Source organism: Actinoplanes sp. NBC_00393 (assembly GCF_036053395.1).
Taxonomy (GTDB): Bacteria; Actinomycetota; Actinomycetes; order Mycobacteriales; family Micromonosporaceae; genus Actinoplanes.
Genome location: NZ_CP107942.1, coordinates 5,833,291 through 5,849,776, shown reverse-complemented (window position 1 = coordinate 5,849,776; position 16,486 = coordinate 5,833,291). Strand labels below are relative to the sequence as shown.

The window sequence follows — 16,486 nt, the reverse complement described above, 5'->3', positions numbered from 1 at the left end:
GTGCCTCGTCTTTGAACCTTGGCCGTGTAATCCATCGGATCTGAGCACGTTCGGGCAGGCTGATCCTCTCGCTGCTGTGTGGGAGGTGATGCCGGGTGGGCCGACGCCCGGAAGTGTTCGTGCGGGCGTTGTCGATGCCGGAAGGTCAGCGGCTGCAGCGCATCACCCGTACCGCGAAGGATCCGGTCAAGCTGCGCCGGGCGATCGTCGTTCTGATGTCGGCGCAGGGCCAGCCGGCAGCGGACATCGCGTACCTGCTCAAGGCCACCGACGACTACGTCCGTGACGTGATCCACGCGTTCAACGACAGGGGGTTCGACGCGTTGAACCCAAAATGGAGAGGGGGCGCACCGAACAAGATCAGTGAGCAGACCCGCGACTGGATCTGCGTGATCGCCCGGTGTGACCCCCGATTCCTCGGCCGGCCCTTCTCCTGCTGGTCACTGTCGAAACTGCGTGACTACCTGGTCGAGACCGGCAAGGTGAGCACGATCAGCGTGGAGACCGTCCGGCGGATCCTGCACGAACGCGGCGTGAGCTGGCAGCAGTCGAAAACGTGGAAGGCCAGCAACGATCCGGACTTCGTCGCCAAGATGCGCCGGGTCCTGGATCTCTACGACCACCCGCCCGCCGGCGGCCGGGTCGTCTGCGTCGACGAGTTCGGGCCCTTGAACCTGCAGCCACGGCCCGGCAAAGCCTGGAAACCGCAGGGCCGGCCGGTCCGACTACGGGCCACCTACCACCGTGATCACGGGGTGCGGCATATGATTGCCAGCCTCGACCTGACCACCGGGAAGTTGCATTACCGGATCCGTGACCGCAAACGCTCCAGCGAGTTCCTCGACTTCCTCAAGAGCCTGCGTCGTCGCTGGCCAGGCGAAACGCTGCACCTGATCCTGGACAACTTCTCCCCGCATAAACACCCGAGCGTCCGGGCCTGGTGTCAGGCCAACGCCGTCGAGCTGGTGTTCCTGCCGACTTACAGCTCCTGGCTGAACTGGATCGAGGCCGAGTTCGCCGCCCTGCGCTACTTCGCGCTCAACGGCACCGACCACCAGTCACACACCGAGCAGGACGCCGCGATCGGCGACTACATCCGCTGGCACAACCAGCGCGCCCGACCGAAAACCGGATACGCGACCAACTCCAAGATCCGCCACCCGGATTACCCCTTCAAGGCCGCATGACGAGGCACTAGATCAGCACGGGGGAGGTCGACGTGTCCGGCGGCATCATCTACGACACCAACTTCTACGCCGTGCTCGAAGCCGAAGTGAACGCGTTCCGCAAGGCTCTGACGAAGCGTTGGCGTAAAGAAGTCGCGGCCGCCTGCTGGGAGAACAGTCCGTTCAAGACCGCCTTCCATCGGTACCAGGCTCCCTATGGGGAGGACCTCTGGGACTACTGGGATCCGATCAACCGGCTCCACCTCATCTACGGTCCCTGCGAGGTCGTCGAATGGGCGCAGGGTGACCAGCAAGGTGGCGTGCCGTCCTGTCCGGGACGTATCAACGCCCCGCAGTCGGGTTCTGGGCTGTTGTTCACGATCGATCGTTACGGCAATGAGGTGGTTGCGCCGAGCGAGGTCATCTGCGGCATGAATTCGATCATGCAGCATGTCGAGTACTGGGCCCACGCTGAAGGCAGCGCGGTTCTCGGCAAACTGCCGCAGTTCGACAGACATGATCAGCGCGCGATTGAGAAAGCGCAGTAAGCGCTCATTGCGATCGGCGGTCCCCTGGGCCTGGAGTCCGCGCCTTCTGACGCCGGCTTCACGCCCGCGAGCAACGCCGATCTGAGCAACAAGATTCGCAAGCTCATCGGCCAGGACGGTCGGGTCGCGGGTTGGTTCGTCGGCTGGACCGGGCTGGCCGCCGACAAACTCAAAGGCGGCTTCTTCGCTTCGATCGCTCCGACCCTGCACAACCAGGCCGGGATCGCCGCGAGCCTCCACAACCTCTACAGCGCCCGAGGCACGATCATCCAGGAGATGCGTTCCGGCTCCCTCAAGATCCTCAGCGACGCCGGCAAGGCACTCGATGAGACCAAAGAGGTCACCACCGACCTCAACCCGGTGTGGCAGACCTTCCAGGGGATGGGCACGGCGCTCAGCATCGCCGGCGGCTGGAACCCGGCTCTGGGAGCTTTCGGCGCCAGTGTCCAGCTCATCGGCATCATCGGGCAGAATTTCGCACCGAGGATCAAACACACCGCGTACGCCCACGACGTCGAGGCGGTGATGACAGCCCTCTGGAATCATCTCGACGAGCAAGCCGACGACCTGTTCGCCCGGGAGAACGACTACAACAACGGCATTTACAGCCTCCGCGACACCGTCTTCGGGTACCACAGCTTCAACCTGGAGTTGTACGACCTGACCGAGAACACCGCCACCGGCGATAGTGGCAGCAGGGACGACGGATTCCACATCGCCGTCGACACCGTCTTGGAGCTCGCCGACACCTGCTACGAATGCGCGGAGTTCTTCGAGCGTCAGCTCATTCCGAAGATCGCCGACGTCCAAGCGGCCGATGCTTCGCTGGCCACTGCGGACGGATCAGAAGGCATGGCCGACCCGAAGGTCAAGGCCATGGTCGCGGAGTACGGTGAGTTTTTGAGGACCGCATGCGGACGCCTCTATCTTGCGGGCGAGCAGATCAAGGTGGCGGCGCAGGCCTACTCGGCGACTGACTCGGAAGCCGGTAAGGCCTTCACATCCGTTATGCAGGACTGGGACGAGCCCTCCGCACCGAGTCAAGCTCGTGACTGGGCGGGCGACACCGACCGCAGCGGCTGGCAGGTACACATTCCGGGCGCGCCCCCGTATGTCAACGACACGACCCCCGGCGGCGATGACACAGGTGACCAGGACTACCAGACGGAGGCCAACCGGTGATGAGACGAGTAGTGATGACCGGCATCGTCGTCACGCTTCTACTGGCGGGCTGCGACTCATCAGCCGACCCCAGCAATGACGAGCCGAAGACGCCACCCCCGTCGCCCGCCCAGTCGCCATACCCGGCAGCGTCCACTGCCCAGCAAGCCACGGAGGCCGAGCTCAGTGCGGTCTGCGACGAGCTGGACAGGACCGTGACGCTGCCAGGCGACGGGACCGTCCAATACGCTCCCGAGTTCCACTACGCAGTACTCGCGACCAACGCGCCGATGTGCCGCATCGAACCGGACGGCGAGTACTACGAGGTGGCCACCGAAGCGCCTGTCTTCGGCCGGGCCAGGTTCAATTACGGCAGATACACGGACGCAGACATGCAGAAGGTCAGTTACCCGAGGTACACGCCCGAGACGGCGGAGGAGCTGCTTACCCTTGACCAGGCGGATCCTTTGACCGACGAGTTGCCATGCGCAGCCGAGCCCTGCAAGAGCGGCATCCACGGATACCAGTACAACTTCCGCTTCGAGGCCGTTATGGGCAACGTCTCGGTGAATGCGCAATTCGACTACATCACCACGGACGTGAAGGGCGACAAGAAACCGCAATACCGGACGCAGGCGATCGAGGCGTTCAAGGCTTCGATGGAAGTCATCACCGCCGGGCTCGCATAGTGATCTCCAGTATCGGGCGTTCTGGCCGGGATCGATGAAGGGTGCCCGTGGGGTGGACAAGGTCGCCTCCACGAAATCACGGTCAGGTTGGCGGGACGTCGAGCCGGTCAGTGAAGCGGTTTGCCTGCCGACGGCTCGTCAGGCGTACGCAGCGCGGGTGTTTGCCGTGTTCTGCGACGAGGCTGTTGACTCGAGGGCGCATGGAATGGCGGTAGCCGATTGCGTACTTGATGAATGACCAGGTGATGCGGTCGTGGCCGCCGTCGGCGTGCTGACCCCCGCGGTAGCGAAGGCGACGTTGGGTGATGCCCCAGAGGCAGGTCCAGGCCGGTAGGTCGAGGTAGAGCACGGGGTTCCAGCCGTCGTCGTAGTACAGGGCGTCGAGGTTGTTGACGGTCAGCCCGAGCCGGGTGGCGAGCCGGCGGGCGAGGACGGTCTTGCCGGAGCCGCCGCAGCCGATGATGGCGATCCTGTCCATGGGCGGCGGCGGTAGCGGTGCGCCGGGAGTGCGGGCGGACGCGGGCCGAACATCACCCGGCCCCCGGCTGCGACTTCAGCCGCTCCGGCCTCCGGTCGCTGCGTTCCTCGCTGCGCGTGGATCACCCTGGTCGGTTTTCGCGCTGGGTGCGCGTACCCCCGCGGGGTAATGCCGCCCAGACCACCTTGCCGCCGGCGGCGGGAAGCGTGCCCCAGCGTTGGGTCATCGCCTCGACCAGCAGCAGACCGCGCGGCGCCCCGGGCTGCGCGGCCCCCACCACCCCCGCGACCGGCAGTGCCGTGCTGCCGTCGCGCACCGCCACCATGAGGTAGCGCCGGCCCAGCGTCAGCCGCAGATCCAGCATCGTGTTGGCGTGCACGACCCCGTTGGTCACCAGCTCGCCCGCGACGATGCTCGCCCGCCCGCGCAGCTCCGGCAGATTCCAGCGGGCGCAGGCGTCGGCAGCCAGTTCACGACCACGCCGTGCTGCCCCGCTCACCGGAAGCATCGTCTCGATGATCGACGCCGGCCGCGAACGCACCTCGGCGGACAGCGCCTCCTCGAGCGAGGAATGCACCATCAGGGTGCTGTGAGCGATGGTGAGCAGCCCCGCGACGACCGGATCGGGCGCGAAAACCATCAATGGCGTGCCCGGCCACTGCGCCGCCTGCCGGGCCGCCGACGGGAAGACGGTCGCCGCGGCGGGCTCGGTGACGACCGTGTCGCTCAGATCCACCACGATCGCGTCCGGCCTTTCGGCCAGGCATTTCAACAGGGAAGCACGCACGCCCGGCAGGGCAGCCAGGCAGAGTTCACCATGCATGCGTACGAGCAGACGCGTCCCGATCGGCTCGACCTCGCACCGCACGGCACCCACCTCACCGCGGAACCGAAGCGTCCCGGCCGGCGAGCAGCAGCCCTTCCACGCCGGCGGCCTGCAGCACATCCATCACGCCCTCCCGAATGTTGACGAGCTGGTATGAGCATCCCACCCGCGCCGCCGCCTCGTGGCCGGTCAGCAGGCTCCGAATCCCGGCCGCGGTGAGCAGCGGCACCCGTTCCAGGTCGACGATCAGGGCCCGCACGCCGTGCTGTTCGGTAGCGTTGGCGATGAACAGCCCGAGCGCCGCGCTGGCGTCGCTGTCGACCTCCCCGCCCACCAGGATCCGGACAACACCGGCACCTTCATCGTGCTTGCGCATGGTGAACAGGCCGGTCATGAGCTTCCTTCCGCGAAGGTTCCGGACGTCTGCCGCAACGATGGCATTGTCACTCGCGAGCGGCGGCGATGTGGCCCGCCGGCGAAGGTTCTCCCGAAAGCAGCAGTCAGCCTGACCGTTCGAGGTCCGTCAGGAGGTCGTCGAGCAGCCGTTCCTCCATGACCGCCCGGCCGCGGCCGCTCATCGCGGCGGCCAGGTCCGGGTCCCAGGGCGTCACCGCGGGGGTCCCGGTCAAGGCGATGCCGGTCCCGTCCGCGCCGGTGTAGTCCGCGGCCGTCATCCGCCACGGCACGGCGGCGGCATAGCGGGCCAGCGCGGCGCCCGTCAGCCGGACGCCGGTCCAGTCGAAGTCGTTGCGCCAGCGGATCACCGTGCCCGGGCGCAGGGCGGCCAGCATCGCGTGGACCGCTGCCGACGGGACGCCTTCGGTGCAGATCAGCGCCCCGCTCGCCCGCCCGGCCGCGGCCCGCAGCACCGCCGGGTTCTCACAGACGAAGACCTCGGGCACCGCGATGCTCAGCGGGGCGAGCCGCAGCTGGTGCAGGGTGACCCGCAACGGCACATGCGCTTCGGCGGCGTCGGTCAGCCAGTGCCCGAGCAGGCCGCCGGTGGCCGGGAGGTTCAGCACGAGCACCTGACTGGCGAGGTCGTCCGGTACCACCCCGGCCAGTTCCCACAGGGCCCGTTCCTGTTCGGCGCTCACCGGCGCCGGCACCTCGTGCCAGCGGGCCAGCGCCCGCAGCACCAGGCCACGGACCGGGCCGTCGGCGAGGGCCTTGGTGTCGCCGAGCACCCGTTCAGCGAACACCGGCATCGGTTCGCCGGCCGCCGGCAGCGCGTCGAGCACCGCGACCACCGGGGAGAACGGCAGGCCGCCGCGCACGATGCGGGTGAGCGTGCCATCGCGGCGCAGCGCCTGCAGGAAGTCGGCGTACCAGGGTTGCTGTGCGTGCCGTCCGGCCTCGGCAGCGGCGAGCAGGGCGTCGCGGCCGGCCGATTCGCGGGCGCGTTCGGCGGGCCGGTCCCGGAAATCGCCGACCGCCTCGGTCAGGGCGACGCCGTGCGCGTCGCGCAGGAAGGCGTCCAGTTCGGCCAGCCGGATCGTGACGCGGCTGACCCCGGCCGGGCGGTGCACCCCGGTCACCCCGATCACCACGAGCCGTTCGGCGTCGTCGGGTGCGGCCAGCGACACCGACCCGGTGAGGCTGCCGCCGGTGCGTTCCAGGCTGCGCCGGGCCGCGGCGAGTAGCCGCCGCCAGCCCGGGTCGGCGGCCAGGTCAGGCATCGGCGGGTGCCCGCCGGGTCTCCGGGGAACCGAGCGCCCGGGCCAGGGTGCCGTCGAAGTCGGCGATGTTCATGGCGCCGTCCCAGACCAGCAGGACCGTCGACACGGTGTGCTCGACGGTGGAATGCGACAGGTCGTAGTGGGCGCAGCCGGTGACGGCCGGATGGGTGGCCCACAGGTCGTAGCCGGTCATGAACAGGTCCAGGTCGAACTGTTTGGCCAGCGACATCAGTTCGCCGCGGCCGTTGTCGTCGACGCCGGCGAACGCCTCGTCCAGTCCGAGCAGCCGGGGCGCGTCCGGCCGGGCCGAGCCGAACAGGGCGTTCGCGGCGGCGAACAGCGGCAGGTGCAGCGACACCGACTGTTCGCCGCCGGAGAGCTGGCTGTGCCGGGCGCGGGTGAGCGGTTCGGTGACCCCGCCGGGCCGGTGCAGGGTGAACGCGAACACCCGCCACTGCCGGTAGTCGAGCACTTCGGCGAGCAGTTCCCGGTAGGGCTTCTCCGGTGCCTGCGCGCGGGCCGTCTTGATGCGTGATGCGAAGTGCCGGCGCAGGGTGGTGAGCTGGCCGGGCCCGAGCCGGGCCGGGTCGCGTTCCAGCAGTTTGCAGACCTCACGCTGCTCCGGGTCGAGGTCGTCGGAGAGCCGCCAGCCGACGCCGACGGTCAGGCCCGAGGACATCCGGCGGGCGCGCATCTGGGTGTCCATCGCGTGGACCAGGTCGCGGGCCTCGATCGTGCGGCGGTGGATCTGGCCGGCGAGCTGCCCGAGCAGGGCGTCCTCGAAGACCCGCTGTTCGGCGTCGGTGAGCAGTTGTTCCTGGTCGCGGCGTTCACCGGCGATGCGGTCGGCGAAATGCGCGACCGGGGTGAGGCCCTGCTCGTCGGCGACGCGCACGACGATGACACCGTCGTCGGTGTCCCATTCCGGCCGGTGGTCCAGCCCGGCCGCCGGCAGTTGCGCCTGCAGTTCGGTGAGCGCGCTGGTCAGCCGGGTGGCGCTCTGCTTCAGCGAGGTCTCGGTCGGGCTGAGTTCACGGGTGGCGGTCAGGATCGCCTCGTGCAGCGCGACGACGGCCGGGTCCAGGTCGTCGTGCGCGGTCTCGGCGGCGGGCCACCGCAGGTGCGGCGGGCAGCGCATCAGACCGAGAAGATCACTTTGGGCGTACGGGCGCAGCCGCACCGCCTCGCGCCGGGCCTCGGCGACCGCTTCGGTGACGGCCTGCTCGCCGAGTTCGACCCGGGCGTTCGCGCGTTCCAGTTGGCGCAGCGCGGAGGTGTGCTCGTCGCGGGCCGCGTCCAGCGCCGACTCCGCCGCGGTGACGGCCTGCTCGGTCTGTGCGACCTCGGCCAGGACCTGCGCGGCTTCGGCGCCGATCGCCGCCGACAGGGTGCGCAGTTCCTCGTCCTTCTCCTCATGCCGCAGCCGGGCGTCGCGGGCGGTGCGGGCGGCCGTCTCCGCGCGCAGTTCCGCCTCGGCGTGCCGCTCGGCTGCGTCGTCGGCCTGGGCCGCGGCGCGTTCGGCCGTCTCGTAGGCGTGCCGCAGCTCGATGCCGAGCCGGTCGAACCGGTCCAGCGCCGTCGCCGTCGCGTCGAGGCGTTCCACCGGCAGGCCACGTTCGGCGACGGCCCGCCGCAGTGCGGCACCGGCAGCCGCCTGTTCGGCCACGGCCGCGTCGAGCCGGCCGGCCGCGTCGGAGGCGGCCTCCCGGCGTACCCGAAGCAGCGTGCCGGCCTGGTCCCAAGCCCGTTCGGCCTGGTTGATCGCGGTGCGGGGCGGCAGCGCCGCGCCCGCACGGTCCGCCTGCGCCAGCACCGCGCGGCGTGCCTCACGGGCCTGCGTCACCTCGGCGATCTCGGCGTCGAGGGCGGCGAGACGGCGGTCGCAGTCGGCGATGCGGGCCGCGCGGCGGGCGGCGCGGGCGGTCGCACCGATGAATTCGCAGTGCTGCTTGGCGAACCGGCCGACGCCCGCACCCTGCGCCCAGCGCCCGGACCCGGCGACCGCGGACGGGCCGGTCAGATCGTCCAGAGCGACACCGGCCAGCACCGCGGTGATCCGTTCGGCCGGCACGAACTGCTGGTCCTCGGCGACCAGCACGTCCGCCAGCGAACGGCCGGCGGGCGGGCCGGCCCGCAGGAAGGCGTCCTGTTCGCCGGCATCGAGTGCGGCGTCGGTCTGTTCGGCGCTCGGATGCACCCACGCGTCGAGCAGCCCGGCGGCCTGCAGGGCTGCTTCGATCGCGGCGGCCTCGGCGTCGGGGGTGCCGTCGGCGAACCGGACGAGCTGCCACAGCGGTGCGCCGGCCCGGTCGGTGCGCGGCGCCGGGCGGGTCGGTGACGGCGGGGGAGCGTCGTCGTGTTCGGCGGCGATCGTGGCCCGTTCGGCGGTCACCTCGTCGCGTTCACCGGCCAGCCGGTCGGCGCGGCTGCCGAGAGTGGACACGTCGTCGCGGATGGCGCCGGCCGGAGCGGCGACCTGCTCCGCGTAGAGGTCACGCAGGGTGGTGTCGTCGGCGGGCTGGATGATCGAGTCGGCCAGGTGGTGCGGCAGGTGAGTCAGGCCGAGTTCGGTGAGCAGGGCGTCGTGGTCGGCGCCCCACGCGTGGACCGCGGCGACGGTCTGTTCCTTCGCTGCGTCGAGGGCGGCGACCGCCTGCTGCTCGGCGGTCACCGCGTCGTCGACGGCGGCCCGGGCGGCGCGGTCGGCCTCGGCGGCGCGCACGTGCTCGCGTTCGGCGTCGGCGAGTCGGCCGGCCATCTCACGCACGGTCCGCACGTCAGCGCGGCGGGCCTCCGCGCGGGCGGTCAGCCGGGTGCCCAGCCCGTCAGCGTCCGCGTCGCCGGGCCGCCACTCGACACCACCGGTCTCGGCCTCGGCGGCCAGGGCGGTGACGGTGCGGGTCACCCGTACCTGTGCTTCCTGCGCCGTGGCGGCGGCCGTGACCGATTCGGCCTGCCGTTTGCCGGCGGTGGCCTGTTCGGTGGTGACGCCCGCGTCGGCGCGGCGGGCCGCGTCGGCCAGGTCGTGGACGTGCCGTTCCAGGTCGGCGAGTTGTTCGTGCGAGCGGTAGGCGGCCGACCCTTTCAGCCGCTCCAGGTGGGCGCGCAGCCGGCCCGGCTCGCCCTGCGCCGCGGTCAGCCGCTGCTCGGCGTCGGTGGCGAGGCGTTCTGCGGCGGCGCTGTCGCGCCGGGCGGCGGCCAGCGATTCCCGGCGTTCGCCGACACCGTCGCGGCGTGCGGTGAGCGCATCGGCGGCGGCCCGCGCGTGGGTGCGCAGATAGGTGGCGTAGACGCCGAGGAAGGCGGTGGTCGCCGTGTCAGCGGCGATCAACCCCTCGAGGGTACGGGCGACGGCCTCCATGTCGTCGAACGACCGGGCCGCCTCGACCAGCAGGTGATCCTCCACCGGGCGCAGACCGCGCTGCAGGGTGCGCGACAGCTCCACCGGGTTGAGATCCTTCGCCAGCTGCGGTTTGCGCAGCGTCAGCACCAGGTCGAGCAGCTGCTCGTAGCGGGCCGGGCCGAGCCCGAACAGCCGGGCGTCGACCAGATGCCGGTACTCCTCGGCGGAGTCGCGGACCGCTTCGGCGCCGAGCCGGTCGATCAGGTCGCGGCGCGACACCGGCCGGTCGTCGGCGTCCAGCAGCGACAGGTCGACGCCGATGCGGCCGTCGGCGACGAAGTGCCAGCGGGTCACCCGGTCGTTGTGCCGGTGCGCACGCAACCCGATGCCGATGGTCACGTGCTGCTTGCCGTCGCCGAACTCCATCCACACGTACGCGTGCGACGCCTCCTGCCCCCGGTAGAGCAGGTTCGACTTCATCGTCCGGTCCTCACCGGCGAACGGGTTCAGCCGGCGTGGTTCGATCCGCCCGTCCAGCACGAACGGGAACAGCACCTCGAGGGCCTTGGTCTTGCCGGAGCCGTTCGGGCCGCGCAGCACCAGCCAGCCGTCGACGAACAGGAACTCCTCGTCGCGGTAGTCCCACAGGTTGACGATGCCGGCCCGGGTGGGTGCGAAGCGTGCCAAGACGATCCTTAGAAGAGTGTGCGCTGTTTGACCTGGGCGACGGTGCTGCGATACCGGCCGATCAGCGGACGGGCCAGGACCCCGCCGGGCACGGCGAGCACCGCGCCGAATCGTACGAGCAACGCCACCGCCTCACCGCGCAGCCGCTCCGGGTCGGCATGCCAGGCTGCGCCGAACGCGGACCCGTACGTCGCCAGGATCTCCGCCGTCGCCTCCCGCAGGAAACTGTCGGTGACCAGCGGAAGCTTGCCTTCCGCAGCCTGCTGCGGCGGCTCGGGCGCTGCCTCGGCCGGGTCCATCGCGATCGGCACACCGGCCGGCAGGCCCGCATCGACCTGCCCGACGAGCTTCGCGTGCGCCTCGGCGAGATCCGGCATCGGCATGCGGCGCACTCGGCGGCCGTCCGGATCGGACACCCGCTCGGCGATCGCCACCGCCAGCAGCACCGCGGCCTGCGCCACCGACCCGGTGCCGGGGAACCGTTCCACCGACCAGTTGCTGGTGTCGACCAGCAGCACCCCTTCGGCGCGGCGTTCCAACCTGAGCCCGGTCAGCCGATGCAGATCGGCCGGCAGGGCCTGACCGCGCAGATGGTTACCGATCTCGGCCGCGACGTCGTCGAAGTAGACGATCGGGCGTTCCAGCACGGCCCGGCGCGCGGCCTGGGCGGCGGCCCGCCGTTCCGCGTTGCCGCTGCTGCTCATCGAACGTTCCAGCAGGGCGTTCACCGAGTCGATGTGCTGCAGTACCCGCGGTGGCCGGAACAGGGCGAGCACCGCGTCACGGGCGATGTCGTACAGCGCCTCGCCGGTGCCGGGGTCACTGGCCCAGGCGGTGCTGGAGCCGTCGGCCAGCCGCAGCACGCCGCGTTCCTCCAGCCAGGCGACCGCGTCGACGAATGCCCGCCGGTCCGCGCCGATGTCCGGGTCCAGACCGAGCCCGACGATCCGGTTGGCGTCACCGGCGACCGCCTCGGCCAGCTCGGTCAGGGTGATCTGCACACCGGCGCGGCCCAGCGTGGCCAGGCAGAGTGAGAGGTACGCGTAACGCTGCCGGTCGAACGGGCGGCCGGTGCGCGACAGAGCCGGCCGGTCGGTCTCCAGCCGGTCGGCGGTCCGCACCAGCCGGGCGGTGCCGCCGTGCAGTTCCAGCCGGTAGCCGAACGCCTCGGACAGGTCGCGGCGCAGTTCGGCGGAGAACCGGCGGACCCGGGGCAGCGCTTTCTCGTCCGGGAAGACCGCGGTGATCAGCGGGTGGCGCAGCAATAGCCGCACGGCCCGCTGGTAGTCGGCCAGTTCCAGGTCGGAGATCTCGGCGGCGAACCTCATGCGGCGGCAGGCTCCCGGCGGACCGTGGTGTGCTCGGCGGCGCTCACGGTGAGCGTGTAGCCGTCGAGGTGCAGCAGGCCGGAGGCGGTGTGCACGGTGCTGAACCGGCCGGGGCTTGGGGTCAGCGTCAGGCGTACCCCGAAAGCTGCCGCCGCGAGTGGCACCTCGCGCTGGTTGGCCTGCCGCGCCGCCAAAGCGATGTCCAGCAGCCGGCGCAGCGCCCCGGCCTGAGCGTCGTCCAGCATCATCGGCCCGTCCCCGGCTTTCACCAGGCCGGCCGCGGCCTCGGCTTGCCGGCGCTCGTCGGCGACCTGCCGCTCGCGCAGCGCCCGCCGCGACGCGTCCGACCGTTCGATCCGCGCCGGCCGGCCGTTGCCCTGCCCCGGCATCCGGCCGGACTGCACCAGCGACCGGGACAGCTCCACGGCCGGTGCCTCCCACCAGGACAGACGGCTCGGCACGGCTTCCGGGTCGGCGTAGCCGACACCGACGTGGCGGGGCCCGCCGAGCCCGAACACCACCTCGAAGATCGCGTGCGCCGCCTCGTCCGAGCCGGCCCCGGTGAACCAGGCGGCCAGATGCCGCAGCTGCGACTCCCGGCTGACGCCGCCGCGGCGGGCCTCGGTCACCCGGCGCAGCAGAGCCAGCACGTCACCGATCGCGGCCATCGTGGCGCCGGACAGCCGGTCGGCCTCACTCGGGGCGTCGTTGTCCGGTGCCAGCCACGAGCGCAGCCCCTCCCAGCGGCGCCGCCAGTCGGCGAGCCGCTCGGCCGGGGTGGCGAAGAGCCGTTCGTCAGCCTCGGCGGCCGCCTCGATCATCCGGTCCAGGCCGGTGGCCTCGACCTCCAGGACGGCCTCGCGCAGGCGCGGCGTGTACCGCTGCAGCTCGTCGTGGAAGTCGCGCAGATGCGCGAGCAGCGCGTCCTTGTGCGCGAGGAACGCCTCCGGCCGCACGTCGTGGGTGCGGCTCAGATCGCCGAGCATGTGATAGAACCGGGCCGCCCGCTCCGCCACATCGGCGAGCGCCCGGTCGAGCCGGTTCAGTTTGCGGTAGACCTCTTCGGCGTCGCCGCTCTCGTTCGCCGCGGTGAGCGCCTTCAGGTCGGCCAGCAGGTCGGCGAAGACCAGCCGCGACAGGGTGCTGTCGTCCAGCCCGGCCGCCAGAACGGACTCGACCGCGCGGTGGGCACGGTATCCGGCCTCGGTGAACTGATAGACCGAATGCCGGTTGCGGTACTCCGCCAGGGTGGCCGCGCGTGCCCCGTCCTGGCTGCGGTCGAGCACACCCCAATCGACGAGCGCGTCCAGCAGCCGCGGCAGTTCGAGGACGGCCGGGTCCTGACCGAGCCGGACCAGTGCGTCCTGCACCTCGGAGGTGTGCAGAACCACCTGGTAGGAGGTGCGTGCGGCCTCGAAGGCGCGCAGCACCCACAGGTAGGCGAGCCGGTTCTCGGCATTGACATAGCTGAAGAGGCGGAGCCGGTCATCCAGGCTGAAATCATCCAGCCCGAACGACGAGGTCTGGGACTCCGGCATGTCGCCCACCCTATCGTCCGGGCAGGTCCGTACCTGAACGGGTGACGGTCTCTATAGTGCCGGGATGCCCGTTTCGGGCAAGCGCAAGAACAAGAAGTCCGGCAAGCCCACCCCGGCGCGGATACCGGTTTCCTCGGCGCCGCCTCCCGCCGCGGCGGTCATCGGGCAGGTTCTTGGACGGCGAGACCGGCTCGACGCCGCCCGACGCGAGCGTGCCCGCCCTATTGCGGACGGGCTCGTCGCTGACCTGGCGGCCTCGAACGGCGACGCGATCGCCCGCGAGGACGAGCTTTGCGCCCGTCTTGGGCCGATCCTGCACGAGCTGGCCAGCGGGCCTGGCATCGAGCAGTACGTGTCACCGGACACGTTCGCCCGGGTGCTGGTCGAACGGGCGATCGCAGCGGTCCAGGTCGCGCTGACCGCCGGAGGGGACCCGCTGCCCGCCTGGCGGGCCCTGGCTGCGGTGGCCGCTGTGGTGCCCTACGGCTTGGCCCAGCAGGCATTCGAGCAAGACCTGCCCGGTCTGCGCAGCCTGCCCGGTGGCACCCAGTTGCCGGCCCTGCCGGAGACGCCGGCGCCGTCCGAGGTGCGGTGGACCCGTGACCGGTACGGCAGCCGCATCGGGGTCGTCGCTGCCTTCCCCGCCGGCGAGACGCATCGCTGGTACCTGTGGGACATCGACGCCTGCACGTACCGGCCGCTCACCGTGCACAGCGGCTACTACGCATCGGCGGAACAGGCGGCCGAACAGTGGCGGGCAGGCGTCGGCCCCGTCGCATCGGACGGCACATCGTGGGAGCCGGGCCTGCTCGCGGAAGTCATGCCGAGGCTGGAGGGCCTGCTCGAAACCGGCGGCGAGTCGCCCGAACAGTTCGCCGAGTACTACCGCTGCCGTCAGCTGTCCTACGTGGTGCTCCAATCGCAACCGGACGCGGCTTCGGTTGATGTGGACTGCGATGAGGTGGCCGACGAGTTCGTCGCCTGGCTCGCCGAACAGGGCACTGCGGCGACCCCGGACCTGCAGGAGGCGGCCGCCGAACTGGCCGACTCGTGGAAGTCGGAGACGCCGTCGCTGTATTTCACGTGCCCGCCGCACCGGGTCGCGTACATGGTCACCCACCTGCGCAACTACTACCTCGACGACTTCGTCGAAGAGCTGATCCGGTTGCTGCCGCAGTGGATCACCTGGCTGGCGGAACGCACCGGCGCGGCGCCGGAACTGGTGGAACGTTGCCTGCCGTACGCCCGCGGCGAGAAGGACCCCGCCGACTTCCACGAAGGCGAACGATCCGAGGCCCTGGCCCGCGTCATCGAGTAACTTTCGACCAATCTGTGCCCTTTTGTCCGACAAGATTGTGGTTAGACAAAAGGCATCGATCAGGAAGCACCCATGAACGGTTGGGCTGTCAAAATGGGAGCATATTTCTAGGTACCTGGCGGGCTCATGGACTGGCGCACTGTGGTAGAAAATCTTGGTGATGCGCCGGAGTGACCTGTTAGAGCTTTTGACGCACTCTTGCGAGAAAAGTGGGATGCGAGTGTTCCGGCCCGACGGAACTGACTGGCCGGACGCGCTCATACTCGATTCCAAGCGTGGGCTGCTTGCGATTGATGTGGCTGAAGGTTCTATTGACCCGAAAGACCGCACGCTGATAGTGGCGCTCAATCGAAAGATTGCCAGCCTGCGGCAGGACATATCTGAGGTTGCTGATCTTCCGCTCAAGCGGCGTGTGCTCGTCTCGGGCTCGTCGACGGGTGAGCCGGTGCTGCTCGGCTCCGACGAGTTGGCTGACGGGAGTTGGGTCGCCGGCTGGCTCGAATCGGACGTGCCAGCTGAGCTGTTGGACGACTGCGAGCGCAAGCTCGCGCCGGCGTTGGTGTTTCCCACGATTCCGGTGCGTTCGATCTCGGACGAGGGAGCTGATGAGCGCGCGGGCTATCGGTTGCGCCTCGATACTCGGCAGTCGGACATAGCTACCCAGTTCATTCCGGATGTGGCGATCTTGCGCGGTCCGCCTGGGAGCGGCAAGACGCTCGTGTTGGCGGCCCGGGCCCGGTGGCTTGCGGAGAATCACCCCAACTGGACTATTCAGATATTGTGCTTCAATCGCTTGCTGGTTCCGTACCTGCGGGGCCTTGTCAGCGATCAGCCAACGGTTCGGGTGAGTACCTTCGGCCGATTCGCGCATTCCCAGCGCCATCGCATCGACCTGGGCGACGAGGAGCGCGCGGACGCGGACTTGAAGGTAGCCAAGAATCGGGGCATCCAACCCGCAGTGGACGCCATTCTTGTCGACGAATGGCAGGATTTCCTGCCGGCCTGGACGAGATTCGCATTGGAGACCCTTCGTCCCGGCCGGGGCGGCGTCCTCCTTGCCGGTGATGAGGACCAGGCGCTGTATCGAGATGTCGATGTCTCCAAGGCGCTCGCTGGGCGGTCGGTTCGCGAGATCACTCTGGGCCAGCCCTATCGGTGTACTGCGCCGATCCTGCGGGTGGCCGCCGCGCTCGATTCGGCGTTCACCATCGAGGGAATCGACTACGCGCCTGAGGGGGAACCGGTCGATCTCGTGTGGGCGGAGTCGCCGATTGGCCAGGCCGAGGCGGTGGCAACAGATGCGTACCTGTTACTGGCCGACGGCCGCCGCCCCCAGGACATCGGCATCCTGGTCACCTACCGGCGACACATCGGTGCCGTGTGCCGGGCGCTTGCCGGCCGTGATATCCCGTACCAGGTGGTCCGAAATGACGAGGCCGACGCGTACCAACGCGACACCCCGGCCGTGACGGTGATGACTGTGCACTCGGCCAAGGGGTACGAGTTCGCGGCGGTGTTCCTGGTGGGGCTGGAAGGGCTGCCTCAGCCGGACTCACCGGAGAACGCCCGTTGGCCACGGGTTGGCTACGTCGGAGCCACCCGGGCGAGAGACCAACTGGTAGTTACGTACTCCAAAGACGGCTACTACCTGAACCGCCTGCGGGCGCTACCGACCTACACACGTCGTTGGACGTGGCCAGACGACTATCCCGTGGAGGCATGACA

The 16,486-nt window shown here is 69.9% G+C and carries 13 protein-coding genes; 6 read left to right on the top strand and 7 right to left on the bottom strand.

Annotated elements, in window-relative coordinates; all coding sequences use genetic code 11:
- Positions 1-95 precede the first annotated feature (95 nt).
- The 4 genes from OHA21_RS27210 to OHA21_RS27195 all read left to right on the top strand — a co-directional run bounded on the left by OHA21_RS27210 (position 96) and on the right by OHA21_RS27195 (position 3,564).
- Complete coding sequence (locus OHA21_RS27210; protein ID WP_328459484.1) at positions 96-1,187, top strand: IS630 family transposase; 1,092 nt, start codon at positions 96-98, stop codon at positions 1,185-1,187.
- A 32-nt stretch (positions 1,188-1,219) separates the two neighbouring features.
- A complete protein-coding gene (locus tag OHA21_RS27205; protein ID WP_328459482.1) occupies positions 1,220-1,714 on the top strand; it encodes a hypothetical protein in 495 nt (164 codons plus the stop codon).
- A 276-nt stretch (positions 1,715-1,990) separates the two neighbouring features.
- Entirely contained in the window at positions 1,991-2,896 is a 906-nt protein-coding gene (locus tag OHA21_RS27200; protein WP_328459480.1) for a hypothetical protein, read from the top strand.
- A gap of 14 nt (positions 2,897-2,910) precedes the next feature.
- Positions 2,911-3,564 carry a hypothetical protein gene (locus OHA21_RS27195; RefSeq protein ID WP_328459478.1) on the top strand — a complete coding sequence of 218 codons (654 nt, stop codon included), beginning with the start codon at positions 2,911-2,913 and terminating at the stop codon, positions 3,562-3,564.
- 82 nt (positions 3,565-3,646) lie between these two features.
- Here the strand turns inward: OHA21_RS27195 and OHA21_RS27190 are convergent, their stop codons facing one another.
- The 7 genes from OHA21_RS27190 to OHA21_RS27160 all read right to left on the bottom strand — a co-directional run bounded on the left by OHA21_RS27190 (position 3,647) and on the right by OHA21_RS27160 (position 13,443).
- Entirely contained in the window at positions 3,647-4,042 is a 396-nt protein-coding gene (locus OHA21_RS27190) for a topology modulation protein (protein ID WP_328459476.1), read from the bottom strand.
- 121 nt (positions 4,043-4,163) lie between these two features.
- A complete protein-coding gene (locus OHA21_RS27185; protein ID WP_328459474.1) occupies positions 4,164-4,910 on the bottom strand; it encodes an ATP-binding protein in 747 nt (248 codons plus the stop codon).
- 10 nt (positions 4,911-4,920) lie between these two features.
- Complete coding sequence (locus OHA21_RS27180; RefSeq protein ID WP_328459472.1) at positions 4,921-5,262, bottom strand: STAS domain-containing protein; 342 nt, start codon at positions 5,260-5,262, stop codon at positions 4,921-4,923.
- A 106-nt stretch (positions 5,263-5,368) separates the two neighbouring features.
- Complete coding sequence (locus OHA21_RS27175; protein ID WP_328459471.1) at positions 5,369-6,547, bottom strand: TIGR02679 family protein; 1,179 nt, start codon at positions 6,545-6,547, stop codon at positions 5,369-5,371.
- Positions 6,540-10,577, bottom strand: coding sequence for a TIGR02680 family protein (locus tag OHA21_RS27170; RefSeq protein WP_328459469.1), 4,038 nt, complete (start codon positions 10,575-10,577; stop codon positions 6,540-6,542). The genes OHA21_RS27175 and OHA21_RS27170 overlap by 8 nt, the downstream gene beginning before the upstream one ends.
- Before the next feature lie 8 nt (positions 10,578-10,585).
- Positions 10,586-11,905, bottom strand: coding sequence for a DUF2398 family protein (locus OHA21_RS27165; protein WP_328459467.1), 1,320 nt, complete (start codon positions 11,903-11,905; stop codon positions 10,586-10,588).
- The gene (locus OHA21_RS27160) at positions 11,902-13,443 is read right to left on the bottom strand and encodes a TIGR02677 family protein (RefSeq protein WP_328459465.1); all 1,542 of its coding nucleotides are present in this window, start codon (positions 13,441-13,443) and stop codon (positions 11,902-11,904) included. Before OHA21_RS27160 ends, OHA21_RS27165 begins: the two co-directional genes overlap by 4 nt.
- A 64-nt stretch (positions 13,444-13,507) precedes the next feature.
- Between OHA21_RS27160 and OHA21_RS27155 the strand changes: the two genes are divergently transcribed.
- Positions 13,508-14,761, top strand: coding sequence for a hypothetical protein (locus OHA21_RS27155; protein WP_328459463.1), 1,254 nt, complete (start codon positions 13,508-13,510; stop codon positions 14,759-14,761).
- 220 nt (positions 14,762-14,981) lie between these two features.
- Positions 14,982-16,484 (top strand): 3'-5' exonuclease, encoded by a 1,503-nt coding sequence (locus OHA21_RS27150; protein WP_328459461.1) that lies wholly within the window; start codon positions 14,982-14,984, stop codon positions 16,482-16,484.
- Positions 16,485-16,486: the final 2 nt, after the last annotated feature.